General features: G+C 69.3%; 25 protein-coding genes and 1 tRNA gene. 14 read left to right on the top strand and 12 right to left on the bottom strand.

Annotation, left to right across the window (positions count from 1 at the left end; genetic code table 11):
- Positions 1 to 27 precede the first annotated feature (27 nt).
- Positions 28 to 906, top strand: coding sequence for an acyl-ACP thioesterase domain-containing protein (locus AMYNI_RS0103365; protein ID WP_020666559.1), 879 nt, complete (start codon positions 28 to 30; stop codon positions 904 to 906).
- A gap of 33 nt (positions 907 to 939) precedes the next feature.
- Here AMYNI_RS0103365 and AMYNI_RS0103370 read toward each other — a convergent pair whose 3' ends face one another.
- The 4 genes from AMYNI_RS0103370 to AMYNI_RS0103390 form a co-directional block, all read right to left on the bottom strand.
- Positions 940 to 1,545, bottom strand: coding sequence for a hypothetical protein (locus tag AMYNI_RS0103370; protein ID WP_020666560.1), 606 nt, complete (start codon positions 1,543 to 1,545; stop codon positions 940 to 942).
- Positions 1,546 to 1,966: 421 nt separating this feature from the next.
- On the bottom strand, positions 1,967 to 2,428 hold the full coding sequence (locus tag AMYNI_RS0103380) for a nitroreductase/quinone reductase family protein (RefSeq protein WP_020666562.1): 462 nt from the start codon (positions 2,426 to 2,428) through the stop codon (positions 1,967 to 1,969).
- A 99-nt stretch (positions 2,429 to 2,527) separates the two neighbouring features.
- Complete coding sequence (locus AMYNI_RS0103385) at positions 2,528 to 3,529, bottom strand: zinc-binding alcohol dehydrogenase family protein (protein WP_020666563.1); 1,002 nt, start codon at positions 3,527 to 3,529, stop codon at positions 2,528 to 2,530.
- 4 nt (positions 3,530 to 3,533) lie between these two features.
- Positions 3,534 to 4,130 (bottom strand): NADPH-dependent F420 reductase, encoded by a 597-nt coding sequence (locus AMYNI_RS0103390; RefSeq protein WP_020666564.1) that lies wholly within the window; start codon positions 4,128 to 4,130, stop codon positions 3,534 to 3,536.
- A gap of 148 nt (positions 4,131 to 4,278) precedes the next feature.
- Here AMYNI_RS0103390 and AMYNI_RS0103395 point away from each other — a divergent pair, with 148 nt between their 5' ends.
- Both AMYNI_RS0103395 and AMYNI_RS48805 read left to right on the top strand, forming a co-directional pair.
- Positions 4,279 to 4,890, top strand: coding sequence for a TetR/AcrR family transcriptional regulator (locus tag AMYNI_RS0103395; RefSeq protein ID WP_245573862.1), 612 nt, complete (start codon positions 4,279 to 4,281; stop codon positions 4,888 to 4,890).
- Positions 4,891 to 5,008: 118 nt separating this feature from the next.
- Positions 5,009 to 5,248: a hypothetical protein gene (locus AMYNI_RS48805; protein ID WP_020666566.1), complete on the top strand. Its 240-nt coding sequence runs from the start codon at positions 5,009 to 5,011 to the stop codon at positions 5,246 to 5,248.
- 180 nt (positions 5,249 to 5,428) lie between these two features.
- Here AMYNI_RS48805 and AMYNI_RS0103405 read toward each other — a convergent pair.
- Both AMYNI_RS0103405 and AMYNI_RS0103410 read right to left on the bottom strand, forming a co-directional pair.
- Positions 5,429 to 5,502 (bottom strand) — tRNA-Arg (locus tag AMYNI_RS0103405).
- Positions 5,503 to 5,635: 133 nt separating this feature from the next.
- Positions 5,636 to 6,379 carry an SDR family oxidoreductase gene (locus tag AMYNI_RS0103410; RefSeq protein WP_020666567.1) on the bottom strand — a complete coding sequence of 248 codons (744 nt, stop codon included), beginning with the start codon at positions 6,377 to 6,379 and terminating at the stop codon, positions 5,636 to 5,638.
- A gap of 221 nt (positions 6,380 to 6,600) precedes the next feature.
- On the opposite strand from AMYNI_RS0103410, the gene AMYNI_RS0103415 reads away from it, so the two are divergent.
- Positions 6,601 to 7,005 (top strand): YegP family protein, encoded by a 405-nt coding sequence (locus tag AMYNI_RS0103415; RefSeq protein WP_020666568.1) that lies wholly within the window; start codon positions 6,601 to 6,603, stop codon positions 7,003 to 7,005.
- Between the two features lie 153 nt (positions 7,006 to 7,158).
- Positions 7,159 to 8,235: a substrate-binding domain-containing protein gene (locus AMYNI_RS0103420; protein WP_026360007.1), complete on the top strand. Its 1,077-nt coding sequence runs from the start codon at positions 7,159 to 7,161 to the stop codon at positions 8,233 to 8,235.
- Between the two features lie 64 nt (positions 8,236 to 8,299).
- On the opposite strand, the gene AMYNI_RS0103425 is transcribed toward AMYNI_RS0103420, so the two are convergent.
- Positions 8,300 to 9,184 (bottom strand): sortase, encoded by an 885-nt coding sequence (locus AMYNI_RS0103425; RefSeq protein WP_026360008.1) that lies wholly within the window; start codon positions 9,182 to 9,184, stop codon positions 8,300 to 8,302.
- On the bottom strand, positions 9,181 to 11,379 hold the full coding sequence (locus tag AMYNI_RS43520; RefSeq protein ID WP_157357237.1) for a hypothetical protein: 2,199 nt from the start codon (positions 11,377 to 11,379) through the stop codon (positions 9,181 to 9,183). Before AMYNI_RS43520 ends, AMYNI_RS0103425 begins: the two co-directional genes overlap by 4 nt.
- Before the next feature lie 203 nt (positions 11,380 to 11,582).
- Between AMYNI_RS43520 and pstC the strand changes: the two genes are divergently transcribed.
- The 8 genes from pstC (at position 11,583) to AMYNI_RS0103470 (ending at position 20,699) form a co-directional block, all read left to right on the top strand.
- Positions 11,583 to 12,575: a phosphate ABC transporter permease subunit PstC gene (pstC, locus tag AMYNI_RS0103435; RefSeq protein WP_020666572.1), complete on the top strand. Its 993-nt coding sequence runs from the start codon at positions 11,583 to 11,585 to the stop codon at positions 12,573 to 12,575.
- Positions 12,575 to 13,711: a phosphate ABC transporter permease PstA gene (pstA, locus tag AMYNI_RS0103440; RefSeq protein WP_020666573.1), complete on the top strand. Its 1,137-nt coding sequence runs from the start codon at positions 12,575 to 12,577 to the stop codon at positions 13,709 to 13,711. Before pstC ends, pstA begins: the two co-directional genes overlap by 1 nt.
- Before the next feature lie 65 nt (positions 13,712 to 13,776).
- Entirely contained in the window at positions 13,777 to 14,574 is a 798-nt protein-coding gene (locus AMYNI_RS0103445) for a phosphate ABC transporter ATP-binding protein (protein ID WP_157357828.1), read from the top strand.
- Positions 14,575 to 14,585: 11 nt separating this feature from the next.
- Complete coding sequence (locus AMYNI_RS0103450) at positions 14,586 to 16,124, top strand: PstS family phosphate ABC transporter substrate-binding protein (protein ID WP_020666575.1); 1,539 nt, start codon at positions 14,586 to 14,588, stop codon at positions 16,122 to 16,124.
- A gap of 450 nt (positions 16,125 to 16,574) precedes the next feature.
- Positions 16,575 to 17,531, top strand: coding sequence for a DMT family protein (locus AMYNI_RS0103455; RefSeq protein ID WP_020666576.1), 957 nt, complete (start codon positions 16,575 to 16,577; stop codon positions 17,529 to 17,531).
- Positions 17,528 to 18,763, top strand: coding sequence for a glycosyltransferase (locus AMYNI_RS0103460; RefSeq protein ID WP_020666577.1), 1,236 nt, complete (start codon positions 17,528 to 17,530; stop codon positions 18,761 to 18,763). Before AMYNI_RS0103455 ends, AMYNI_RS0103460 begins: the two co-directional genes overlap by 4 nt.
- A gap of 2 nt (positions 18,764 to 18,765) precedes the next feature.
- The gene (locus AMYNI_RS0103465; protein ID WP_026360011.1) at positions 18,766 to 19,629 is read left to right on the top strand and encodes an alpha/beta fold hydrolase; all 864 of its coding nucleotides are present in this window, start codon (positions 18,766 to 18,768) and stop codon (positions 19,627 to 19,629) included.
- On the top strand, positions 19,626 to 20,699 hold the full coding sequence (locus tag AMYNI_RS0103470; protein ID WP_020666579.1) for a glycosyltransferase family 4 protein: 1,074 nt from the start codon (positions 19,626 to 19,628) through the stop codon (positions 20,697 to 20,699). The genes AMYNI_RS0103465 and AMYNI_RS0103470 overlap by 4 nt, the downstream gene beginning before the upstream one ends.
- Here AMYNI_RS0103470 and AMYNI_RS0103475 read toward each other — a convergent pair.
- The 4 genes from AMYNI_RS0103475 to AMYNI_RS48810 form a co-directional block, all read right to left on the bottom strand.
- Positions 20,688 to 21,599 carry an NADP-dependent oxidoreductase gene (locus AMYNI_RS0103475; protein WP_020666580.1) on the bottom strand — a complete coding sequence of 304 codons (912 nt, stop codon included), beginning with the start codon at positions 21,597 to 21,599 and terminating at the stop codon, positions 20,688 to 20,690. The genes AMYNI_RS0103470 and AMYNI_RS0103475 overlap by 12 nt on opposite strands.
- A gap of 58 nt (positions 21,600 to 21,657) precedes the next feature.
- On the bottom strand, positions 21,658 to 22,527 hold the full coding sequence (locus tag AMYNI_RS43525) for a phosphatase PAP2 family protein (RefSeq protein WP_084628252.1): 870 nt from the start codon (positions 22,525 to 22,527) through the stop codon (positions 21,658 to 21,660).
- A 111-nt stretch (positions 22,528 to 22,638) separates the two neighbouring features.
- Positions 22,639 to 22,887 (bottom strand): helix-turn-helix domain-containing protein, encoded by a 249-nt coding sequence (locus tag AMYNI_RS0103485; protein ID WP_020666582.1) that lies wholly within the window; start codon positions 22,885 to 22,887, stop codon positions 22,639 to 22,641.
- The gene (locus AMYNI_RS48810; RefSeq protein WP_157357238.1) at positions 22,884 to 23,111 is read right to left on the bottom strand and encodes a hypothetical protein; all 228 of its coding nucleotides are present in this window, start codon (positions 23,109 to 23,111) and stop codon (positions 22,884 to 22,886) included. Before AMYNI_RS48810 ends, AMYNI_RS0103485 begins: the two co-directional genes overlap by 4 nt.
- Before the next feature lie 574 nt (positions 23,112 to 23,685).
- Between AMYNI_RS48810 and AMYNI_RS48815 the strand changes: the two genes are divergently transcribed.
- A complete protein-coding gene (locus AMYNI_RS48815) occupies positions 23,686 to 24,738 on the top strand; it encodes a hypothetical protein (protein ID WP_157357239.1) in 1,053 nt (350 codons plus the stop codon).
- Positions 24,739 to 24,746 lie beyond the last annotated feature (8 nt).

Below are 24,746 nucleotides of genomic sequence, written 5' to 3' on the forward strand. Positions count from 1 at the left end.
TGGTGACCATCCCGAAAGGAACAACCGTTGACCAGCGACGAACAGTCCAACGCCGTGCTGATGGCCGAGGACGACTTTCCCGACCGCCAGCAGGTGGTGCAACGGTTCGGCGACCTCGCACCGGACGGCACGACGAGCACGGTGGCCTTGTCGCGTCTGTTCGAGCATCCCCGCGTTGGTCTGCGCTTCTCGCGTTTCGACAAGCTCACGGCTGACGACGGGTTCAAGCCGTACCAGATCCTGTTCGTCGGTCAGCGCGTCGAACGGCAGACGGCGTTCGGCAAGGTCGGCGCGACCGTCCGGATCGGCACCGGTATCCGCGCGATCGGGCGGTCCTCGTACACCTACGGTCAGGGCATGTTCGTCGACGGGCACCTCGTCGCCACGGCTGAGGCCACCATCGTCCTCGCCGACGAGTCAGGGCCGATCACCTTGCCGGACGAACTGCTCGCCGACCTCGAGGAGCTGCGACTGCCGGAAACCGGTGCGGCAGTCGCGGCGAAACCCGAGCCTCGTCGCCGCGAGCGGCAGCACTACCCCGCCGCTGCCACCGTCCACAGCCGCGTCAGGGACGTCGACCTCAACCGGCACGTCAACTACATTGCCCAACTGGGCTGGTACGACGAGGCGATCGCGTCGTATGCACACGGACTGCTGGGAGACGACGCTGCCAAGACCCTTCCCCGATACCTCCCCTGGTGCTACAGCGTGGCCTACCTCGGCGAAGTCCTCCACCCTCGCTCCTACGACATCGGAATTGCCGTCAGCGGACACGACGAACACATCGTGCACTACGAACTGGGACTGTTCGACAGCGGAAAGTGCCTGGGGACCGCGGACGCCGCCGCACCGCGCGGCAAGCTTTCCGCCACCGCACTCGCCCCTGATCCATTGGCGGAACGCTGAAACGCCCTGTCATGCCGTTTGGCGGGCGGGTGTTCATCCTGGAGGTTTCGGCAGCTCCGCAGGAGGCTCGATCCGGAGTCGGGCGGCTGCGCCGCCGGTGATCTGGTGGCGCTGGGTGATGGCGTGGTCGAGCTGTTTGGCCAGCCGCGGGATGGCGGTCGAGGTCAGGTAGCTCTCGGCGCCGGCGTCGAGCATGCGGCGGATCGGGCCGTGATAGCTGACCCCGAGGTCGTTGTCCTCGATCTCGGCGATGATGATGCGGGCACTCGGGAACATCGACCGGAGGTTTCCGATCAACTGCGGGCTGGCCGGGGGCGCCAGCAGCACCTCGGCTGTCGGCGGTGCCGCGTGCAGGTCGAGCACGAGGTAGTCCGTGCCGAGCTCGGCGGACAGCGCCCTCCGGGCCGAGGCCGACAGCTTCATCGCGGTGGCGACGACGGTCAGGTCGTCGTAGTCCAGCTGTTCGGCAGCCTCGTCCGGCGAGCCGGGCGTGCTGGAGATCGTCGCGACCTGCTCGCCGTCCCGCGTGACGACCAGGTCCTCGCCGGGCGGGAGGGCATCGATGAGTTCCACGACCTCCTCGGGCAGGTGCGTCACGTCGATCTGCCGTGTTGCCGCCGCGGCGTGTTCGTCGGTCATTCCTCGATCTCCCCGCGCTCCGGCCGTATTACCGTCTGACGCTCGTCCCCCGCGAGAGGCGCCTTCATTGGGACGTTCGACGGCAGCTACGGGTGGCCCGGCGGCGCGGAATACGTACCCTGACGTCCGCGCCTAGGTCGAGGAGACTTTCGAGCTTCTGGGCTCGGGTGGGAGACCCTCATGAACGCCAACGCGCAGACAGTTGCTCGGTTTTGTCACGGTCACGATGGGGCTGGTCATCGGGCTCACATTCCTCTTTGGCTTCGGCAACGTTTTGAACTTGGCGTTGAAGCTGCAGGTACCCGTGTTCGTAGCGCCGCCGGTGGCGGCGGACCGAGCTGACCCATAACCTCACGCTCGGTCGGCGTCGGCCGGATGGCGGGCGCCCGGGTGCGAGCCCGGGCGCCCGTGGCGAGTCCGGTCAGCTCTCGGTGGGTTCGAGCAGGATCAGCGGCACCTCGCGGTTGCCGGCCTCGACGGCCCGGGCGCGAAAGTCGGCGAAAAACGGGTAGAGCTCGTCGGCGTAGGCCAGCCAGTTCTCCCGCTCCGCACCTTCGGCTACCCGGGCGGTCATCAACCGGCGATCGGGACCGTCCTGCAGTTGCACCGTCGGGTGCGCCACGAGGTTGTGGAACCAGCTCGGATTGCGAGCCTGGCCGCCGGCCGCCGCGCCGATGGCGTAGACACCGTCACGCTCGATGCGCATCAGGGCGACCTTGCGCAGCTTGCCCGAACGGGCGCCACGCATGGTCACCACGACCACGGGGCCATCCTCCGTCGTCGTGCCTTCGCGGCCGTCGGTGCGCTCGTAGAGCTCGACCTGACCGCGGGTCCTCGCGTCGGCACTGGGGACGTATTCACCGTCGAGCAGATCCGTTGTCATGTCAGGGAATTCCTTTCATTGGGGGTGGCGTTTCATGCGCGGCCGTGGATGTCGCAGCCAGAACCGGCGGGACGGTGGAGCCGAACACGTTCACCGGCTTCAGCCGGTTACCTGGATCACGGTCTTCCCGATGGTCCGGCCGCTCTCGGCGAGGGCGTGCGCCGACTTCATGGTCTCGGCGGTCAGGCCCTCGAGCGTGGCGGTAACGATCGGGCGCAGCCGGCCCGCCGCGACGTCGTCCGCTGCCCGGGCGAGGATCCGGCCCTGGCTGCCGACGTCACCGCCGGCCACGATCTTGCTGAACACCATCTCGCTGTGCAGCGACAGTGACTTTCCGGTGAGGGCCCCCGGGTCGAAGGGGCCGGTGAGGTCGCTGGAGGCCAGGTGACCGAAGGGGCGCAGCACCTCGACGATCGCCCCCAGATGGCCGCTGGTGCCCGAGGTCGAGAACACCAGGTCGACGTGGTCGATCCCCGCTGTGTGGAGCTGTCCGGCCAGGTCACCGCGGTGGTCGACGACCAGGTCGGCGCCCATTGCCGTCGCCCACTTCCGCGACTCGGGCCGCGAGGCCGTGCTGATCACGAATGCCGGCGTCGTGGCCTTGAGTAGTTGCGTGGCCATCGACCCGACGCCGCCGGCTCCGCCGATGACGAGCACGCGGCCGACACCGGGCAGCAGCGCGTCCTGGTCGCGAAACAGCGATTCCCAGGCCGTGAGGACACCGATGGGCAGCGATGCGGCGTCGGTGAACGCGAGCCGGTCCGGGATCTTGGCAACCACCCGGTGGTCGACCGCGACGCGCTCGGCCCAGCTGCCGTCGCGGGTGAAGTCGCCGGTACCCATCACCCGGTCCCCGACCGCGAACCCGGTGGCCGCGGGCCCGGCCGCGGCCACGACCCCGGCGAACTCCCAGCCGAGGATGACCTGCCCGCCGGGCTCGGCGCTGCGCGTCTGCCGGATCGCCGCTTCACCCGGGTTGATGCCGATCGCACGGACTTCGACCAGCAAGTCACCGTCGCGTAGCCGAGGTTCGGCGACCTCGGCCATGGTGATGGCGAACGCGTCGAGCGTGTGCGCTTTCTCGTACGCGAGTGCCTTCATGGCTTCATTCCTGCCTCAGGGCGTGCAGCGCCGAGAGCGGCCCGCCGATCTGCATCAGGCGGCCGCCATCGCGCAGCGTCCCGGCGTCGACCGGCGCGAATCCGATGCCGTCGGCGACGGTGTGGAAATCCGCCTTGGCGGCCTCGTCGTCACCGGCGTAGAACAGCAGCTGCCGCCCTTCCGTGTGCCGGGGATCGGCGGCGATGTACTGGGCGTAGAGGGTGTTGAAGGCCTTGACCACGCGCGCGCCCGGCGCACGATCGGCTACGAACTCACTCGCCGTCTCCACCCCGAGATCGGCGACGGTCGGCAGCATCGACTCCAGGTTGTTGGTGGTGTCGACCAGGATGCGGCCGTCCCATTCGGGCAGCCCGGCCAGCGCGTCACCGACCTGCGACCACATCACGGTGAGGAAGACCATGTCGGCGGCGGCCGCTTCGTCGGCCGTGCCCGCGCTCGCGAGCGGCCCCAGCCGGGTCACGACGTTGAGCAGCGTGTCCGGGCCGCGGCTGTTGCTGAGCGTCACCTTGTGGCCGGCCGTCACGAGGTGGCCGGCGATGGCCTGCGCGACCGTCCCGGCGCCGATGGTTCCGAAGTTCATGACCGTCCCTTCAGTCTTCGATGACGTCCGCCATCATAATTTATGATTGTAGACGTCATCATTAACTGTCAAGCCTGGACTCCTCCGTGCACTCTCGTTTTGATGATGAGTATCATCGGGGGACGAGTTTGCCGGGAAGGTGGTCGACGTGCCCCGCATCACGCAAGAGCAGAAGCGGCTCAACCACGAGAAGATCGTCAACGCGGCCGGTGCGGGATTCCGGCTGCGCGGCATCGACGGCATCGGCATCGAGGAGCTGATGAAGTCGGCGGGCATGACGCACGGCGGGTTTTACAACCACTTCGCCTCGAAGGACGACCTCGCTCTCGAAGTCCTCCACCAGGGCTTCGCCGACTCGCTCGAGGCGCTCGACGCCATCCGCGAAGCGCATCCCCGCTCGGCGCGCGCGGCCCTGCACGACATGGTCGACGGGTACGTCAACGCCGAGCACCGCGACCACCCCGAGATCGGCTGCGCCTCGGCCGCCCTCGTATCCGACGCCGGCCGCCACGGCGCCGCCGCCCAGGCCGCATACCGGCGCGGGCTTGACGGCTACTTCGCCACCATCACCGACATGCTGCTCGACCGCGCACGCCAGTCCGGCACCGAACTCACTCCCGCCGAAGCCCGCGAGCGCGCGGTGGCGCTGTTCAGCCAGATGGTCGGCGCGCTGATCCTCTCCCGGGCGATCGCGGACGCCGCCCCGGACCTGTCAGACGAGGTGCTGGCGGCCAATCGGCGGCGGCTCAAGAAGCTGTGACCGCCGTCGTTCCGGCCGCCCCCGGCGGAGCGAGTCCGGCGTCGAGCACGGCCCGGTTCGTCGCAGCCGTGCCAAGTCGTTCGACGTTGAGGTGCCCGTAACCGAGGAGCGCGGTGAGGTGGCGGCGGGCCTGTTGGTTGTCGAGCCCGAGTTCTCGCCGGAGTCGGCTCTCCTCATCGGGGACCGTATCCGCGCGGCTAACCGACTGCACGACCGGCTGTTGGCTACCAGTCCGGCACTGGAAGGCACGGCGAACCTGGGCAACCGGGGTCCGCTCGTCCTGTTGGCCGGCCTCCAGACACCGACCGCGCTACGTCAGGCCGGCATCGAGCACGTCACGGCGTGGCTGCGTGAGTGAGCAGCACGCTGCCCGTACCGCATCATGCAGACCTTCGTCCACCGGGTGAACATCACCAGCCGCGACACGGCCGAACCCACCTTCGTCATCCCCGGCGACGCGACTGTCCCAACCCAACACTCCGCAGACGCCCCACCAGGGCGACTACGGAGCGAAAGGTTCGCGTACCGGCTGGACCGGTGCCCCCGGCAGGACTCGAACCTGCGACCTAGAGATTAGAAGGCTCTTGCTCTATCCAGCTGAGCTACGAGGGCTCTGACGACGACTTTAGTCAACGCCATGAACTCGATCGTTCAACGTCGACGAATCGTTTCAGTCTGCGCGTGACCGCTGTCGAGCTTCGTGTCGTCGCAGGTCAGAGGTGGTGCGAAAACCGAAGCGGAAGGATCAGCCTCTGCCGATGAAGGGCATCTTGGTGGCCGTGACTGTCAGGAACTGCACATTCGCGTCCAGTGGCAGGCCTGCCATGTAGAGCACGGCGTCGGCCACGTGCCGGGCGTCGAACACGGGTTCGGGCACCACCTGGCCGTCGGCCTGCTTCGCGCCGGTCGCGATACCGGCGGTCATCTCGGTCGCGGCGTTGCCGATGTCGATCTGTCCACAAGCGACATCGAAGGCCCTGCCGTCCAGGGATAGCGCCTTGGTCAGGCCGGTGATGGCGTGCTTGGTGGCGGTGTAGGCGGCGCTGCCCGGCCGTGGGGTGTGCGCCGAGATCGAGCCGTTGTTGATGATCCGCCCGCCCCGCGGCCGCTGCTCCCGCATCACCCGCACGGCGTGCCGCGCACAGAGGAACGCGCCGGTCAGGTTGACGTCCACGGTCCGGCGCCAGTCCTGGTAGGAGATCTCGTCCACGGTGCCGGCCGGGCCGAAGGTGCCGGCGTTGTTGAACAGCAGGTCCACCCGGCCCCACTCGGCGCGCACCGCGTCGAACAGCGCCTCGACCTCGGCGGGATCGGTCACGTCGGTCGGCACGGCGAGCGCCCCGCCGGCGCCGTCCACCGACTCGTGCAGCGCGTCCGCGCGCCGCCCGGCCAGCGCGACCCGGTAGCCGGAGTCCAGCAGGGCTCTGGCCACCGACCGCCCCAGGCCGGAGCCCGCACCGGTCACCACGGCCACATCGCCCGCCGTCATCCTCAACTCCTCCCGGCCACGCCCGCGCGACCGCGCGCGTCGGCTGGTCATGATTGCCCGTCCTCGAAGCACGCTACCCGGCCGCACGCCGGGACGGGTGCCGCGGCCTCCCCTCGGCGGCGGAGAGTTCACCTCGCCGCCATCGCGCCTTCATCGCGATCGGTAACCAACGCCGCCCCGCCGCTGATTAATCCAGCGAAAATGATGGGGAGAGCCACGTTATGGCGAAGAAACCACGATTTCAACTGGTCGGCGCGCCCGGCAATACGACCAGATGGCGGTTGCTCGGCGGCAACAATGTGTCGCTGGGTTCCGGCGCGGTCAACTACCGGGACAATCGGGAATGCGTGGCCGCCATCCACTGGCTTCGCGAGAATCTCGACTCGACCAGGGCGGAGTACAGCCACAACAGCGGCGGCACCTGGCGCTGGCTGCTCTATGCCGACGCCGGGCTGGTCGCACTCGCCAGCCACCCCTACGGCCGGAAAATCGAGGCCAGGCACGGCCTGGAGCGCTTCTGGGCGGCGGCACCCTCGGCCGACGTACTGGACAGCAGGGAAAAAGTGGCGGACTGGCGGGCCAAGTACCGAATTGGCGGGGAATCGCCACACAAATCTTTCGAGTAGCCGTCGCACACCGTGCGTGCGTTCGCCCGGACTTAACCATCAAGTAGTCGGGCGGGAACACAAAGCACCGCAAGCGGTCAGCCGACGAGGACAAAACTGTACCTGTCACGGAATCCCGTGCGAAATTCCTGGACAGGAAGAGAGTGCAAGAACATGCGTGCTCGTACTACTCGGCTTCTCGGCGTCGCCGCGATGGCCGCCGGCGCGTCTTTGGTACTGACCGGTACCGCCTCCGCGGTAGAAGGCCCGAACGGCAAGCAGGAGGTGATCGCGGCGGCGGGCTCGGACACCACCCAGGACGTCACCGCGGCGATCTTCGCCAACGCCAACTCCCCGGTCGCCCAGGCCGACTGGAACCTCGACCCGGACAACTACGTCAACGTGCCCCCGACCCCGACCAGCGGTTTCCCGGTGCCGGGCGACGAATTCTGCGCGGCAAAGACCTACGGCCCCGGCGGCACCCCGGCGCCGAACGGCTCGTCGGCTGGCAAGAACGCGCTGAAGGCCTCCGCCGACGCCGGTGACGGCTGCATCGACATCGCCCGCTCCTCCTCCGGCCGGTCCGCGAGCGACCCGGCATCCTTCCAGTTCTACGGTTTCGCCAAGGACGGTGTGAGCTGGGCCACCTCGACTTCCGGCCCCGGCGCCGGCGCCGCGCTGAGCCTCACCCAGCTGCGGGACATCTACACCGGTGCCATCACCAACTGGAACCAGGTCGGCGGTGCGAACGCGACGATCAACCGCTACCTGCCGCAGCCCGGTTCCGGCACCCGCTCGTTCTTCACCGGCACCGTGCTCGGCTTCGAGCCCGCCGCCGGCAGCTACACCGAGGTACAGGAGAACGACGCCACCGCGGTCGACGCCAGCGGCATCACCCCGTTCTCCATCGCGCAGTTCATCGCGCAGGGCAACGGTGTGGTCACCGACAAGCGCAACGGCTTCGACGTCCGCGCGCTGAGCGGGGCCGGCTACGACGGCGCCCCGTACGGCACCAGTGCGCAGACCGGCAAGCTCGAGCCGACCTTCGCGGACGCCTTCCGCGGTGCCCGCACCGTGTACCACATCCTCGACACCCGGTCCCGCTCCTACGAGCAGGCCAAGAACGCGGTCGGTTTCGACCTCGGCGGCCCGAGCCCGCTGTGCAACGGCGAGCTGGGCACCACGCTGAGCGAGAACGGCTTCAAGCCGCTGGCCGCTGACGGCAACGGCGTCACCTGCACCCTGTCCTGACCTTTCCCGCACCGAAACCGGCCCGGCAGAACCCTTCTGCCGGGCCGGTTTCCGTCGTGCCGGGTCAGGACCAGGCGGGGAGGAGGTGCCAGAGGGAGGTGGCAGCAAGTGCGGCGAGGGTGAGCAGGGCCGGGGCGGTGATCACGTAGGTGGAGACCGGACGCCAGCGGCGGTAGAGGTAGGTGGCACCGGCCGCGGCGGCGACGAAGCCGCCGAGCGAAAGCAGCAGCGACGCCCAAGCGCCGGTGTCGCCGGAGCGGCCGTCCTGCGCCTCGGCCCTGCCGTTCTGCGGGGTCGGCCGGAACGGCTTGCCGACCAGCTCGGCGGTCACCACGGTGGCCTGGGACGAGGCCAGCGGCCACCAGGACGCCGAAGTGACCATGGTGAGCCGGTCGTTGGCGGTCTTGCCGTAGTCGGCGGTCTCGTCGAGTGCGCGGCGCACCGTCTCGGTGACCCGGTAGGCGGACCGGCCCTGGGTGGTGGCGACCACGATCTCGTCCCCCGGCCGCAGCTCACCGAGCCTGCCGAACGGCCCGCCGTAGCCCGAGTTACGGCCGGCCAGCGCCGCGTTGCCAGGCTGGCCGATGCCGGAGGTGCCGGGCACGTGCCCCGGCCCGGCCGCGGTCTGGCCGGGCAGCACGCCCTCCAGCACCACCTGCCGCAGGTCCAGCCGCGGCACCTCGAGCACCGCCACCGGCGAGCCGAACTCGGCCGGCCTGCTCGGCGGCGCGGCGCCGAGCAGGCTCTGGGTCTGCCCCAGCGCCTTGTCGATGTCCGCCCGGACGCCGTCCAGCGCGGCTCGCTGGTCACCGGCCTGCAGCATCGGGCCCAGCGCGTAGACGACCAGCGCGAAACAGACCACGGTGGTCACCAGCCAGCCGGCCAGCACCGCCACAATCCACTGTGGACTGAACCGGGCGTACCCCGGTGCTTCAACGGCGTGTCTCATGCGGGCACGAACTCGGTGGTGCGACGACGACCGGGCAGCAGCGAGCCGAACCGGCGCAGCGTGTTCAGCAGCCTGGGCGGCACCGGGCGCCCGGCGGCCAGGTACGCGGTGGCCGAGGGCAGCATCACCAGCACGGCCAGCGCCAGCAGCGGGATCAGCGCGCCGAGCACCCCGCCGGCGAACGGCGGCGACAGCTGCACGGAGTCGGCCAGCTTCTTGGCCTCCTGCACGGTGGCCGGGGTGGGCACCTTCGCGCCGTCCGCTGCCGGGCCTGCCGGGCCGTTCGCCGGGCCAGGCCCGCTGGCCGGCAGCCCCGGCCCGGAACCGGTGCCGGGCCCGTTGTCCCCGGCGGCCGCGCCATGGCCGTCACCGGCGCCCGGCAGTTCGGCGCAGGCGCCTTCCATGGTGCCGCCACCGACCTTCGCAGCCTGCTGCTTCGCCAGCTCCGCGAGCTGCGGGGTCAGCTTGACCAGGCCGGGGCCGAGGTTGTCCTGCCCGGCGCCGGCCAGCATGCCGAGGAACTCCGCCAGCGTGCGCTGCCGGTCCACCAGCGCCCGGCATTCCGAGTCCACCAGCGGGTTCTCCGGCGCCACCGCGTATTCCACGAAGGTCAGCGGGTACGCACCGGGGTCCGCGCCGGTGTCACCGGGACGCAGCGTGCCGTCCTCGGCCTCGGCCAGGTGCGCGGCGCCGGCGGCCAGCGACTGCGGGGTGGGCGAGACGAACTCGCCCGCCGAGTTCGGCAGCGCGATCGGGGTCCAGCCGAACTCGGTGGCGGTGGCCAGGTCGGTCAGCACGTAACCGGCGCACAGCCCCTTGGGTGCGTTGCCGCAGGCAGTGCCGGAGGCCCATTCCTTCATCGCCGAGCGCAGGCCGACCTTGGTGGTCGCCGGACGGGTGACGTTGGGGATCTGGCCGGGGCTGAGGTCGAGGAAGTCGGTCAGCACCCCGACCGGCTTGCCGGCCTTGGCCCCGCCGGAAGCGCCCGCGGTGCTGAACTTCCACTGCTCCGGCGCGCGGTCCGCCAGCGCGTCGCTGAGCAGCAGCGGCACCGTGTCCCGGCCCATCATCGCGCCGAGGTCGCTGAGCCGGTCGAGCGCGGCCATATCCGCCAGCACCTGGTTGCGGGTCACCGCCGGGCCTCCGTCGCGCAGTACGCCCCCGGTCGTGTTGTCGAACCGCTTGGCGGCGATCTCGGCCACCTCCGGCCAGTCGAACTTCACCTCGTCGCGGATCGGCCCGACGATCGGGTTCGGCACGTTGTCCTCGGTACCGACCTGCCGGGTGCCCACCACCGCCACCACGGCGGCGTTGAGCGCGGCCGGCACGTGCACCCGTTTCCTGGTGGAGTCCGTGCTCAGCGCGGTGCCGGAGCCGGTGAACGCCACGTCCCGCTGCCCGCCGTCGAACCCGGCCAGCGCCTCACCTTCGGCCAGCCGGACCGACGCGGCCGGGGTGGGGCCACCGGTCGGCGCGCACAGCAACTCGTTCCACCGCTGGCTCGTCTTGCCGAGCCGCTCGGGCAGGGACGCGGTGAAGGAGGCCGCCTGGTCCGGGTCCGCGCAGCCCTGCGGCACGCCGGCGCTGGGCAGCGGAGCGACCTTCACCGAACCGTTCAGCTCCACCGTGTTCACCCGGCTCGGCGGTATCCGCGCGCCGATCAGCAGCCAGAGCGCGCACGGGTTCGCCTCGTCGCAGCGGTAGGAGTAGTCGTGGTCGACCGTGCCGGTGGCACCGCCGGGTGCCTTCTCCGAAACGGTGTTGACCTGCGTGGCGCCCCGCACCACGGTGTAGTCGAGCACGATCTCGCCGGTCGCCGAGTTCCGCTTCTTGGTGACCGAGCCGGCGTCGAAACCGGCCACCGTCTCACTGGCCACCGGGAGGCAGTACGCGTTCACCCTGGCGATCGCGGTCCGGCTGACCAGGTTGTCCCGCAACGGATCCGGGCACAGCGAGAGGGTCGCCGATGCACCAGCGGGCAGCCCGGCGATGGTCACCCGCACCTGGTCGCCGTCCTGCACCTTCGACAGGTCGGCGGGCTGGGTGGTGATCTGGTACGGCGGCAGCGGCGGCGGGTCCGCCGCAGCGGCGACCGGGGTGACGGCCAGCGTGGCCAGCAGCGCGCAGCCGAGGACGATCAGCAGCCGCCCGCCTAGTGATTTCCCGGATTTCCCGGCACGATCTTTGCTCAGCACGGCACCACAGTCCGCGACCGCCGACAGCACGGTCAACGCCCAGCGCTCGCCGCGGACGGTGATTCACGACCGTCCCGTCGGGCGTTCACCGTTCGATCACCTACACCCACCCCCGCCCGATTCATACTGCTGGCAAAGCGGGGGCCTGCCGCCCTGCCTTACTCCATTTGCGAATTCCCTACCTGCTAAGGAAAACGACGCCTGTGACCACCGCCGTGACCCGGCCGGATCCGCCACCGGGCTCCCCCGTCCGACGGCCGGTCGCGGACCTGCCGTCCCGCGCCGACAAGGCTTTCCGCCGGCTGGCCACCGGCGCCGGGCTCACCGTGCTGGTGCTGCTGGTGCTGGTCGGGTTCTTCCTCGTGCTGCAGGCCGCGCCCGCGTTCGAGCGGTCCGGCTTCGGCTTCTTCAGCACGGTCCGGTTCGACCCCAGCGGCGCCGAGCCGGTGCTCGGCGTGCTCGGCCTGCTCGCCGGCACGGTCACCGTGGCGCTGATCGCGGTCGCCATCGCGGTGCCGATCAGCGTGCTGGCCGCGATGTTCATCACCGAGTACGCCGGGGTGCGGCTGCGCGGTTTCCTGACCGGGCTGGTCGACCTGCTGGCCGCGATCCCCAGCCTGCTCTACGGGCTGTGGGGGTACAGCTTCCTCGGTCCGCACATCGCCGGGATCTCCGCCTGGCTGACCGACAACTTCGGCTGGTTCCCGCTGCTGGCCACCGATCGCGGCGCCGAGCTGACCGGGTCGATGTTCATCGCTGGCATCGTGGTCTCGCTGATGGTGCTGCCGATCACCACCTCGGTCATCCGCGAGGTGTTCACGCAGACCCCGCCCGGTGAGAAGGAGGCCGCGCTGGCGCTGGGCAGCACCCGCTGGGGCATGGTGCGCAGCGTGGTGCTGCCGTTCGGCCGCGGCGGCATCATCGGCGGCTCGATGCTCGGGCTGGGCAGGGCGCTCGGCGAAACGATCGCGGTCTCCCTGCTGCTGCCGCAGGTTCCGGTGCTCACCGACAAGATCCTGCAGTCCGGCGGCGCGACCATCTCCGGCTTCATCGCGCGCAACTCCGGGATCGCGGACCTCGGCCTGAACGGGCTGATGGCGGCCGGGCTGGTGCTGTTCGCGTTCACCCTGGCCACCAACTTCTCTGCCTCGGTGATCATCTCGCGCAGCCGCTCCGGCGCGGGGGTGGACGCCTGATGGTCACCACCCATCCGCCGGAGACGGAGACCGAGCGGCGCCGGCCCTTGGTCCGCCGCCGCACCGCCGCCGCCACCCCGGAGGACCGGCTGGCGGCGCTGGGCTGCGCGGTCTCGGCGGCGCTGCTGTCCTGGTTCGTGCTGCACGTGCTGCTGGTCTCCCCCGGCTGGCCGGCCGATCTCGCGGTCGGCTACCTGCTCTTCCTCGGCATGCTCTACCTGGTGACCCGCGACCGGCTCGGCAGGCTGGCCGCGATGGACAAGCTGGTGTCCACTGTGGTCTTCACCGGCGCACTGGGCCTGTTGCTGCCCTTGCTGTTCCTGCTCGCCTACGTGGTCGCCGAGGGCGCCCCGAACCTGCGGCTGAACTTCTTCACCGAGGACATGTCCACCGCCGGCCCGTCCGATCCGGCGACCGCGGGCGGCGGCGCGCACGCCATCGTGGGCACCCTGCAGCAGACCGGCATCACGCTGCTGTTCGTGGTGCCGCTCGGCCTGCTCACCGCGATCTTCCTGAACGAGACCCGCTCCCGGTTCCGCAAGCCGGTGCGGATCTTCGTGGACGCGATGAGCGGGCTGCCCTCGATCATCGCCGGGCTGTTCGTCTACGCCGCCCTGATCATCCCGAACGTGCAGCGCGGCGTCGCGTTCCTGAGCTACAACGGCGTGATGGCCACGCTGGCGCTGACCATGATCATGCTGCCGACGGTGACCAGGACGGTGGACGTGGTGCTGCGCCTGGTGCCCGACGGGCTGCGCGAAGCATCACTGGCGCTGGGCGCCAGCCGGGCGCGGACGGTGTGGTCGGTGGTGCTGCCCACCGCGCGCACCGGGGTGACCACCGCGGTCATCCTCGGCGTGGCGCGGGTGGTCGGCGAGACCGCGCCGCTGCTGTTCACCTCCTACGGCCTGACCCTGATGAACGCCAACCCGTTCGCTGGGGCGCAGGAAAGCCTGCCGCTGTTCGTCTACCGGTACGTCCAGCAGCCGGTGGAAGCGGTGCAGCAGCGCGGCTATGTCGGCGCGCTGGTGCTGATCCTGCTCATCTTCACGCTGTTCGCGCTGGCCAGGTTGGTCGGCAGGGACCGCTCGAAACGACGTACCGGCCGTGTCCGGCCAAGACGGGAGACCAGGTGACCAGCCAGCAGATCGGCTATCTAGAAGCCGAGCCGGAAGAAGGCCGCGAAGCCAGCACGAAGCCGGTGACCCTGCTCGGCGGGCCGCCGGTGGGCGCCGCGGCGCTGGAGTCGCGTGCGGTGGCGGCCTGGTTCGGCGACCGGCTGGTGCTCGAGGACGTTTCGCTGCACATGCCGGCCAGGGAGGTGACCGCGCTGATCGGGCCGTCCGGCTGCGGCAAATCGACCTTCCTGCGCATCCTCAACCGGATGCACGAGCTGGTGCCCTCGGCATCGCTGGCCGGCGAGGTACTGCTGGACGGCAAGGACATCTACGCCGAGGGCACCAGGGCGCAGCAGGTGCGGCTGCGGGTTGGCATGGTGTTCCAGAAGCCGAACCCGTTCCCCGCAATGTCCATAAAGGACAACGTGCTGGCCGGGCTGAAACTGGCCGGGCTCAAGTGCGACGACAAGGACGCGCTGGTCGAGCAGAGCCTGGACCGGGCCGGGCTCTGGCGCGAGGTGCGGGACCGGCTGGGCTCGCCGGGCGGCGCGCTCTCCGGCGGCCAGCAACAGCGGCTGTGCATCGCCCGTTCGCTGGCCGTGCGGCCGAACGTGCTGCTGATGGACGAGCCGTGCTCCGCGCTCGACCCGACCTCCACCCGGCGGATCGAGCAGACCATCGCCGAGATCGGGCACGAGATCACCGTGGTCATCGTGACGCACAACATGCAGCAGGCCCAACGGGTTTCCGACCACTGCGCGTTCTTCCTCGCCGCGGAGAACGAGCCGGGACGGGTGATCGAGCACGGGCCGACCGAACAGATCTTCACCGCCCCGGACGACGAACGCACCTACGACTACGTCAACGGCCGCTTCGGCTGAGAGAGGAACCCGTGCGCAGCAACCTAAGCCGCCGGCTTGCCGTCCTGCTCGGCTGCCTGTTCCTCGCGGTGCCGGCGCAGCTGCTCGGCCCGGCCACCGCGCTCGCCGCGACCAGCGTCACCGGCGGCGGCTCCACCTACGTGGGCCCTGCCATGGACGACTGGGTGCCGGGGGCGAACAGCAAGGGCATCCCGGCCAGCTACAGCGGCCTCAACGGTTCCCCGGACGGGGTCAACCGGTACGGCCTGCAGACCGCGGACTTCGCCGGCACCGAAGCGGAGGTCACCTCGCTGGAGAAGGCTGGTGTCGGCGGCGCGCGGACCAGGGAACGCGGCTACCAGTACATCCCGGACGTGGCTGGCGCGATCGCGGTCATGTACAACATCACCGACGCCGGCGGCGCCCCGGTCGACTACCTGCACCTCGACCAGCGCACCATCGGCCGGATCTTCAGCGGGGACATCACCCGCTGGTCCGATCCGGCCATCGCGCAGACCAACGGCGGCAAGGCCTTTCCGGACCAGCCGATCCTGCTGGTCGGCCGCAGCGGCCAGTCCGGCACCACCGCGCTGTTCTACGACTTCGTCGCGCACGCCGCACCGGAGGCCTACCGCAGCTTCATGACCCGCTCCGGCCTCGGCGGCTTCCTGCCCGACGTCCGCCCGATCGACCTGCAGAACGCCCAGGTGGTCGGCCGGTACAACTACAACCTGCAGAGCGGCTCGGACCAGATCGCCCAGTTCGTCTCGGGCACGCCGTGGACGATCGGCTACGACGAGTTCGCCTACGCCAAGAAGCACCGGGCACAGGCCGCCTGGGTGGGCAATGCCGGCGGGCAATGGGTGCAGCCCTATGCCAAGAACATCGCGGCCGCACTGACCAGGGCCACCCTGCGGCCCGATCTCAGCCAGGAACTGAGCGGGGTGTACGGCAATCCGGATCCGCTCACCTATCCCATCTCCGCTTACTCCTATGTAATGGCACCGTGTTTGCCTTCACCGGACCGCGACACCTGCCGTGGCGGTTACGCCGATCCCGGGAAAACCGAGACGCTGTCCCGATTCCTGGATCACATAGCCTGTCAGGGACAGGTGAACATGGCCGCTATCGGATACTCTCCGCTGCCACCGAACCTGTCCCAGGAAATGATGAACTCCATCGCCAGGCTGACCGGCCAGCCCGCCAAGCAGCTCAACCCGGGCAACTGCGCCAACCCCACCTTCCACGGCAGCCTCGGCGCCGGCTCGGAGAGCCCGCCGGACCCGTTCGCCGCGCTCGGCGGGGTGGACAAGCTGACCAGCGGCGGCGCCGGGGACACCGACGGCACCTCCACCGGCCCCGCCGCGCCGGACGCGGGCCAGGTCACCGCGGACGCCGGGGCGGACGACCTTGCCAACGGCGGCTCGAAGAACTGGCGCGAGGCCGAGCCGGCCTCCTACCGCGGCGCGGGGCTCGGCGGGTTCGGCGGCTGGGCCGCGCTGGTGCTGTTCGCGGCCATCGTCGCACCGCTGCTCATCCGCTCCTTCGGCCGGGTCATCAAGCGCCGCTAGCTGGGGAAATGTCCGTTTCTGGCAATTCCCTCAGGTTGGCTGTCCTATGGTCGCGACGTGTATTGGACGGGACACATCACCGGCCCGGGAGTGGATTCTCAGCGGGCCGTGACCTCATTCTTTCCAGCCCATTCGCCACCGGTTGGGTTTTCGTTCACACAGCCTTCCCGTGACCATTCGCCCGTTCTTTCGATAACTTCCGGGGCAAGGATTCCATCGCTCGGTGTACCCCCGAGCAGCCCCGGGCAGCCCCCGGGCCACCCCCGGCCGTCCAGGGTTCATGTCAGGGATTTCTCAGGGATTTTGGGGGGTGAGCCCCGGATGTGCGGCACAGGCGGCAGGCACCAGATTGAGCGGGGTGAACGGACGACTGGGGCCTCCGTGCCAGGTGAGAAAGGCTGACGCCGCCGTGCGCCAGCGAAGTGCCGGCACGGCTGGTCGTGATCGATCATGACCCCGCTGGCCGTGGCGCTGGCCGCGCTCGGGGCCTGCGGTTACGCGGTGGGCGCCCGGCTTCAGCACCGCGCCGTCCGCGAAACCATCGGCGACCGCGGCATGAAGACGCGCAGCCTGTTGCTGCTGGTCCGCAACACCCGCTGGCTGCTCGGCCTGCTCGCCGTCGGCAGCGGCGCCGTGGTGCACGCCTGCGCGCTCGGCATGGCACCGCTGAGCGTGGTGCAGCCGGTCGGCGTGCTCGCACTGCCGATCACCGTCCTGCTCACCACCCGTGAGCAGGGCATCCGGGTCCGGGACATGAAACCCAGCGTCGCCTTCGCGGTGCTCGCCGCGGCCGGCGGGGTGGTCGCCTTCGTGCTGCTCGCGGCCGGCAGCGCGACCCCGACCCCGGTGACCGGCGAAGAGCTGCTGCTGGCCACCTGGCTGATCGGCGGCGCGGTGCTGGTGCTGGCGATCGTCGGCGTGATGACCAGGTCCCGGTTCCGCTGCCTGATGTTCGCCGGCGGCTGCGCGGTGGCCTACGGCTACGTCTCGCTGCTGATGCGCGCGGTGGCGCAGGAGTTCGGCAACAGCGGGATCGCCGGGCTGGAGGTGCTGCCGCTGCTCGGGATCGCGGTGGCCATGCTCGTCGGCGGCTGCCTGCTGCAGTACGGGTACGCCAGCGGACCGCCGGACCTGGTGGTGGCCTGCCTGACCGTGGTCGACCCGATCGTCGCGGTCGGCCTCGGCATCGGCCTGCTCGGCGAGGCCGCGCGGGTGGGGCCGTGGACGGCGGTCGGCGAGGCGGTGTGCGCGGTGGTCGCCTGCGCCGGGGTGTTCGCGCTCGCCAGGTACCACCCCGACACCCGGAAGGCCGACACCCCCGAAGAAGAGGTTCCGCCAACCCCGGCCGGCAGCGGTGCCTTCGCCGGATCGACTTCAACAGATCACTCTGACAGGAGCTCCAGTTGACTTCGCCCTTCGTCACCCAGCGTCCACTGCGGATCGTGCTCGGTGCGGTCACCTATCCGCCGGATATCAACGGTGCCGCCAACTTCGCGCACCGGCTCGGCACCGGCCTGGCCCGGCGCGGTCACCAGGTGCACGTCATCTGCCATTCGACCGACGGCGAGCCGAGCACGACCGTGGAAGAGGGCGTCACCGTGCACCGGGTCCGGTCTTACACCGCGCCGGTGGCCACGTCGATCCGGGTGTGCGCGCCCTGGCAGGCGTCCTCGGCGGCCGAGCGGCTGCTGGGCGAGATCCAGCCCGACGTGGTCCACGTGCAGTCGCATTTCTACATCGGCCGCGGCCTGATCAACGCGGCCCGCCGCCGCGGCATCGGGCTGGTGGCGACCAACCACTTCATGCCGGAGAACATCTTCGGCTACCTGAACGTACCGCGTGTCCTGCAGGGTGCGGCTTCGAAGATCCTGTGGCGCAACGTGATCAAGCACTACAGCAAGGCCGAGACGGTCACCGCGCCCACCCCGCGCGCGGTGCAGCTGCTGCTGGACAACGGTTTCGCCGACCGCGCCATGCCGGTCTCCTGCGGGATCGACGTCGAGCGCTACCGGAGCCGGGCCAGGGAGTACCGCAAGCACAACCCGGACCCGGACATCCGCACCATCCTGTTCGTCGGCAGGCTCGACGAGGAGAAGCACCTCGACGACCTGCTGCGCGCCATGTCGCTGCTGCGGACCGAGGCCAAGGTGGAGCTGGAGATCGTCGGGGACGGCAACCGCCGCACCGTGTTCGAGGAGCTCGCGCGCGAGCTCGGCATCGCGGACAAGGTGCGCTTCACCGGCTTCGTCAGCGAAGACGAGCTGCTCGACGCGTACGCCAGGGCCGACCTGTTCTGCATGCCGAGCATCGCCGAGTTGCAGAGCCTGGCCACCATGGAGGCGATGTCCGCGGGCACGCCGGTGGTGCTCGCCGACGCGATGGCGCTGCCGCACCTGGTCGAGCCCGGCCGCAACGGCTGGCTGTACCCGCCGCGTGACGTAGCCGCGCTGGCCAAGGCGATCGACGCGATCATCGCCGACCGCACGACCATCGACCGGATGGGCGCGGCCGGGGAGCAGCTGGTGCTCAAGCACGACATCAACCGGGTGCTCGCCCGGTTCGAGGCGATCTACCGGCACGCGATGAACCCGCAGGAGAGCGTCGAGATCGAGGCCCTGCACGCCGAGCTGGCGAGTTGACCATGACAACGGCACTCGACCCGCGCGAGCGGATGGCGCGGATCGCCGGCTCCGGCCTGCGCTACTGGGTTCACGGCGAAAGCGCCGAGTCGACCCTGGTCATGGTGCACGGCCTGCGCGGCACCCACCACGGACTGGCGGAGATCGCACAGGCACTGCCGGGCCGCCGGATCGTGGTGCCGGACCTGCCCGGCTTCGGCGGCTCCGGCCCGATGTCCGCCCGGCGGCACGACGTCGAGGGCTACGGCGCGGCCGTGACCGAACTGATCGAGCGGGAAGCGGACGGACGTCCGGTCGCGCTGCTCGGGCATTCCTTCGGCTCGCTGGTCGCGGCGGCCGTCGCCGCGCGCACGCCGGAGCTGGTGCACCGGCTGGTGCTGGTCAACCCGATCTCCACACCGGCCCTGCGCGGGCCGCGGGTGGTGCTGTCCCGGCTCACCTCCGCCTACTACGCGCTCGGCAAGGCACTGCCGGACCAGCTGGGGCGCGCACTGCTGTCCAACCGCGCGGTGGTGCTCGTCGCCAGCAAGGCGATGACCAGGACCAGGGACCCGCGGCTGCGCGAGCGGATCGACCGGGAGCACCTGCGGCACTTCAGCCGGTTCCACAGCCCGGCCCTGCTCAGCGAGACCTTCGCCGCGTCGGTCAGCCACACCGTTGCCGACTACGCCGGCGCGCTGAAGATGCCCACCCTGCTGATCGCTGGCGCCGAGGACGACATCGCGCCGCTGGACGGCCAGCGCGCGCTCGCCGCGCGGCTCGCGGACGCCGAGCTCGTGGTGATCCCGGACGTCGGTCATCTGGTGCACTACGAGACCCCGGTGGCCGCGGCCGAGGCCGTCGAACGCTTCCTGGGTGCGCCATGAAGGTCTTCGTCGACGCCAGGTGGACCCGCACCGACACGCACGACGGCATCAGCCGCTACGGGGCGAGCCTGGTCGAGGCCCTGCACGAGCTGCACCCGGTGACCATGCTGATCCACGACGAGCGGCAGCTCGCGCTGCTGCCCGCCGGGGTGCCGCATGTGCGGGTGAACAACCCGATGTCGCCGCGGGAGCTGTTCATTTCGCGCACCCTGCACCGCCTAGGCGCCGACGTGGTGTTCAGCCCGATGCAGGTGATCGGCGGCGCGCGGCGGCGGTACCGGCTGATCCTGACCCTGCACGACCTGATCTATTACCGACACCCGGAGCCGCCGGGGTTCCTGCCGCTGCCGGTCCGGGTCATCTGGCGGCTTTACCACAAGGCGTACTGGCCGCAGCGGCTGCTGCTCAACCGCGCGGACGCGGTGGTCACGGTCAGCGAAACCACGAAGAAGCTGATCGGCGAGTACCGGCTCACCCGGCGACCGGTGACGGTAGTCCACAACGCACCGTCGCGGCTGCCCTCGCGCGATTCCGATGCCGTGCCGGAAGGCCCGCGCGAGCTGGTCTACATGGGTTCGTTCATGCCGTACAAGGACGTGGAAACCCTGATCGACGGCATGGCCGCACTACCGGAGCACCGGCTGCACCTGGTCAGCAAGCTGCCGCCGGAACGCGAGGCCGAACTGCGGGCTCGGGTCCCGGCCGGGGCGGACGTGGTGTTCTGGCGCGGCATTTCCGACGCGGACTACCACGACCTGCTCACCAGGGCGGAGGCGCTGGTCACCGCGTCCAAGGACGAGGGTTTCGGCCTGCCGATCATCGAGGCGATGCACGCCGGGGCGCCGGTGGTCTGCACCGACCTGGAGATCTTCGACGAGGTCACCGGCGGGCACGCGCTGTTCTTCTCCCCCGGCGCGCCGGACGATTTCGCCGCCGCAGTGCGGAAACTGGAGGACCCGCAGATCCGGTCCGAGCTGGTCGCCGCCGGGCGGCGCCAGGCGGAGACTTTCACCTGGCACCGCTCGGCGGAGCGGCTGCTGGCGCTGATGCGCTCGGTGTCAGAAGACTGAGAGAACGATCTTGCCCCGGCCGTGGCCGGTCTCGATCTCGCGGTGCGCCTCGGCCGCCTGCTCCAACGGCAGCGTCCTGCGCACGTGGAACCGCAGCTTGCCCTCCGCGTGCAGTTGCGCCAGCTCGGCCAGCCTGGCCGCGGTCCGGCCGGCCGGGATGACCTTGATGCCCAGCCCTGCGGCCTTGTCGTGTTCGAAGAGGGTGAGGATGCGCTGGCGGTCCTTGACCAGTTCGAGCGAGACTTCCAGCGCCGCTCCCCCGGCCCCGTCCAGTGCGGCGTGCACCCCGCCCGGCGCGGCGGCCAGCACCCGGTCGAGCAGCCCGTCGCCGTAGACGATCGGGATGGCACCCAGTTCGCGGAGGTAGTCCTGGTTGGCCTCGCTCGCGGTGCCGATCACCGTGGCGCCCCGCAGCTTGGCCAGTTGCACGGCGATCGTGCCGACCGAACCGGCCGCGGCGTGCACGAGCAGGGTGTCACCCTCCCCAATTCCCAACTCCCCCAACGCGATATGCGCGGTCTGCGCGCCCGCGCTGAAGCCGCCGGCCACCTCCCACGGCATGTTCGCCGGTTTCGGCGTGATGTTCTCGGCCGGGACGACGACGTATTCCGCGTAGGCCTGGACCGCGGTGAACCCGAGCACCTCGGTGCCCTTGCGCACGCCGGTCACCCCGTCGCCGAGCTGGTCCACCACCCCGGCGAACTCGTTGCCCGGCACCCTCGGCCAGCCCAGCTTCAGCCCGGGCGGCTCCCAGCCGCCCCGCACCGCCGCGTCGTACGGCTGCACCCCGGCGGCCTTCACCCGCACCCGCACCTCCCCCGGCCCGGCCTGTGGATCGGGCAGTTCGGTCAGGCGCAGCACCTCGGGTGGTCCTGGCTCGGTGAACGCGGCGGCCTTCATGGCGGTACCTCCGTACTCGGCTTGTACGACCACCGTGCAACCTAAACCAATGTAGAGGTCAAGCTCGTGAGTGAAAAGTGTTGCCTGGACAACACTTTTCACTCACGACCAGGAAGGCGACCACGGTCAGCGCGCTGGCCACCGTCGCGGTGGCACCCGCGGCCTGGAAGATCGAGGACTGGAACCCGTCCTTGTCCGAGGACAACACGCCGTACGCCGGCCCCACCCCTTTCGCCACCGTCCAGACCACATACCCGAGCAGCGGCACGATCGCCACGAGGCTCAACCGCAGCTTTTGCGTCCGCGCGCCGTCGCGCCGCGCGAGCACCGCCAGCGCCAGGCAGGCGACGCCGAGCGCGAGCAGATTGCCGCCGATGGCGTCGCTGAGCCGATGCCAGCCCACCGTCATCGTCATCTCCGCGACCCCGACCACGTAGACCGACCCCAGCAACGCGACCCAGCCGCGCCAGGCGTACGGCACCACGATCAGCAACCCGAACAACGCCGACATCGCGATGGCGACATGCCCGCTGGGGAAACTGTTGCCGTGGTTGATCGGGTCGTCGATGATCGAGGGCCGGACGAGCACCCAGTCACCGAGCACGCGCTCGAGCACCGCCGTCACCCCGATGACCGCCGCGCCGGCGACCGCCAGCGCCGGCCGCCTTCGCAACAGCCCGATGGCCAGAACCAGAACGACCACTCCGGCCACGGCATACACGGTGATATAGGACAGCCACGATCTCGCCCGAAGCACGTCCGCGGTCTCGAGCAGCGCCGGCGCCCCTTGCAGAACGTTGAAGTCGAGCGCCTGCCCCGCCCACGTCCACACGAACAGCAGATAGACCCCGACAAACCCGACCCCACAACTCCCCGCCGCCACGGCCGCTATCCGCCCCGGCCGCTCCACCCCTGATCCGATCGTCACGCGCCCCCACTATGCCAGCCCTTCTCGCGTCCACCCGCGACAGTCCACTTTGTCCGTGAAGGTGCCCTTACCTACCTTGAAGGTAGGCAAGGGCACCTTCACTACCTTCGTTCAGTCCGCAGGTGTCAGGATCATCGCAACCCGCAGTCCCAGAGCCTGCGCGTACGCCTGCACCTGCGCCACCCGCACTTCAAGGCGAGCGCCCTGCTCCATCCGGCACACCGTGGCAGCGTGAACGCCCATCTTCTCCGCCACGTCCCGCTGACTCACCCCTCGCAACCGCCGCAGCCGGACCAGCTCGGTCATCAACGCCACGAATTCCGGCCCATTCCGCACGCCAAGCTCCGGATCAACGATCACAACCAGCCCGCCTTCTCCGCCGCGATCTCCTCACACACATGGCAGTCGTAGATCGCCAAACCCCGCCGCCGCTCGACCCGGTAAAAACCACCGCACAACAACGAAACCACCACCCCAACCACCGGCTCGGCATCCAGCACCGTCCGATGCCGCGCACCTTGCTTCACCGGCCGATACCCGCCATGCCGAACCTGCGGAACCCGCCGTCGCCGAAACCGGATCATGCACTCACCCGGAACAAATCCGTCAACGCCGGCCGCGGCCCCAGCACCTCCGGCATGTCGTCACCCTCATCCGCCCCAGGCGACCGCCGCAAACACGAAAAGCACGCCTGCCCGCACACCGACCCCAACATCTCCCCTTCCCCAGGCGCAAACTCCTGCCCACACAAGGCAATCAACACCCCCGCGACACTTTCACCACCTTCCACCCGCCGCGGCACCAGATGCACAGTCCGCCTGGCCTCGCCCACCACACCTTCCCGAAACCGCACGAACATCAATGGAGTCATCCCAACCACCCGGTTCGCCATCCAGGCACTATCCGGCCGGCTGGCCTTGCGCCGTCATCCACTCCTGCACGTGTGGCACTGGCAGCCTGCGCCACTCGGGCATACGTCGTCACCATTCGATTCCTCCTGAGAGACCTCACCTGTGTGGCGACTACGAAACCGCAGGTCACGTGATCAGGACACCCCGTAGTACCGTGATCTTGCGAGACACAACGTCCCTGTTCAACCGGTACGTTCTACGACGACCAGCCGCAGCGCTACCGCTCGCGGCCCGAGAGGAACTCCGCATGCCGTCCTCACCACGAAGTCTGCGACAGGAGCAACGAGAACTTGCCGCTACCCTGCGCGCGGCGCATAAGACGTGGGTCGAGGTCGCCACGGTGTTCTGCGACCGCTACGGCGTAAATTTACGCGCAGCGTTCCGCATGGCGCGTGATTGGAGCCAGCGAGACGCTGCCAACCAGTGGAACAGCCGCTGGCCAGCAGATCCCAAGACGTTCAAGAACTTCTCATACTGGGAACTATGGCCCGCATCGACAGGGCACGCCCCATCCCTTGATGTACTACAACGCCTAGCCGAGCTTTATGAGTGCCGAATCGCAGATCTGCTTGCCGACTGCGCCGACTTTCGACCGTCCGACCCAGCCTACCTGGATAATCAAAAATTCACCGAACTTCCAACCATCGCCAAAAAGGATTCCTTGCAGTCAGCAGAAGAGTATCGTGACTTACAAGATCTGATATCAACCCTGGAGTCGGCCGACGTGTACGAATTCGCACGATTGGCAACTACTTGGTCAGAACGCTTAGGGCCGAACCTGAACCGGCAGGCATTGTTCTTGAAGTTGAGCGCCGGGTTGTCTCTTGCGGCAACTTCCCCAACACTTGCCGAAACCAGGGAAGGCGAGATGATTCGACGACTTGACACCCAAGTCGGAAGCTACTCCGGAATTTGGCGGAGCCGTTACATCTACCCAAGCAGCGGTCGCGGCGACAACTTCGCGGGCGAACACTATGTCGTCGTTCACCAGCACGGCAGCCGGCTGGTCGGGCAGAGCGTTCCGAATTCTGAAGGATCGCAACTGCGAATAGAACTTACCATCAGCTCATCGGTCGCCACCGGAAGCTGGCGCGAGACGACGTCCCCAACCGGGTACTACAAAGCTGCAACCTATCATGGAACGCTGCAACTAGTCGTCGAGCCAAGCGGACGCCGCATGCGCGGCATGTGGCTTGGCTTTGGCCGCGACTTCGCTATCAACAGCGGCCAGTGGGAGCTGACTCTGCAAGATAGTTCCACAGCAAAGAACGCACAGCGCTCGTATCACAGAAAAGTCTGACACATGCC

Source organism: Amycolatopsis nigrescens CSC17Ta-90 (assembly GCF_000384315.1).
Taxonomy (GTDB): Bacteria; Actinomycetota; Actinomycetes; order Mycobacteriales; family Pseudonocardiaceae; genus Amycolatopsis; species Amycolatopsis nigrescens.

Coding starts and splice junctions, on each gene's coding strand:
- AMYNI_RS0103370 (WP_020666560.1), bottom strand. CDS start 1,545: ATGACCGACGAACACGCCGCGGCGGCAACACGGCAGATCGACGTGACG.
- AMYNI_RS0103380 (WP_020666562.1), bottom strand. CDS start 2,428: ATGACAACGGATCTGCTCGACGGTGAATACGTCCCCAGTGCCGACGCG.
- AMYNI_RS0103385 (WP_020666563.1), bottom strand. CDS start 3,529: ATGAAGGCACTCGCGTACGAGAAAGCGCACACGCTCGACGCGTTCGCC.
- AMYNI_RS0103390 (WP_020666564.1), bottom strand. CDS start 4,130: ATGAACTTCGGAACCATCGGCGCCGGGACGGTCGCGCAGGCCATCGCC.
- AMYNI_RS0103410 (WP_020666567.1), bottom strand. CDS start 6,379: ATGACGGCGGGCGATGTGGCCGTGGTGACCGGTGCGGGCTCCGGCCTG.
- AMYNI_RS0103415 (WP_020666568.1), top strand. CDS start 6,601: ATGGCGAAGAAACCACGATTTCAACTGGTCGGCGCGCCCGGCAATACG.
- AMYNI_RS0103420 (WP_026360007.1), top strand. CDS start 7,159: ATGCGTGCTCGTACTACTCGGCTTCTCGGCGTCGCCGCGATGGCCGCC.
- AMYNI_RS0103425 (WP_026360008.1), bottom strand. CDS start 9,184: ATGAGACACGCCGTTGAAGCACCGGGGTACGCCCGGTTCAGTCCACAG.
- pstA (WP_020666573.1), top strand. CDS start 12,575: ATGGTCACCACCCATCCGCCGGAGACGGAGACCGAGCGGCGCCGGCCC.
- AMYNI_RS0103455 (WP_020666576.1), top strand. CDS start 16,575: ATGACCCCGCTGGCCGTGGCGCTGGCCGCGCTCGGGGCCTGCGGTTAC.
- AMYNI_RS0103465 (WP_026360011.1), top strand. CDS start 18,766: ATGACAACGGCACTCGACCCGCGCGAGCGGATGGCGCGGATCGCCGGC.
- AMYNI_RS0103470 (WP_020666579.1), top strand. CDS start 19,626: ATGAAGGTCTTCGTCGACGCCAGGTGGACCCGCACCGACACGCACGAC.
- AMYNI_RS0103475 (WP_020666580.1), bottom strand. CDS start 21,599: ATGAAGGCCGCCGCGTTCACCGAGCCAGGACCACCCGAGGTGCTGCGC.
- AMYNI_RS48810 (WP_157357238.1), bottom strand. CDS start 23,111: ATGATCCGGTTTCGGCGACGGCGGGTTCCGCAGGTTCGGCATGGCGGG.
- AMYNI_RS48815 (WP_157357239.1), top strand. CDS start 23,686: ATGCCGTCCTCACCACGAAGTCTGCGACAGGAGCAACGAGAACTTGCC.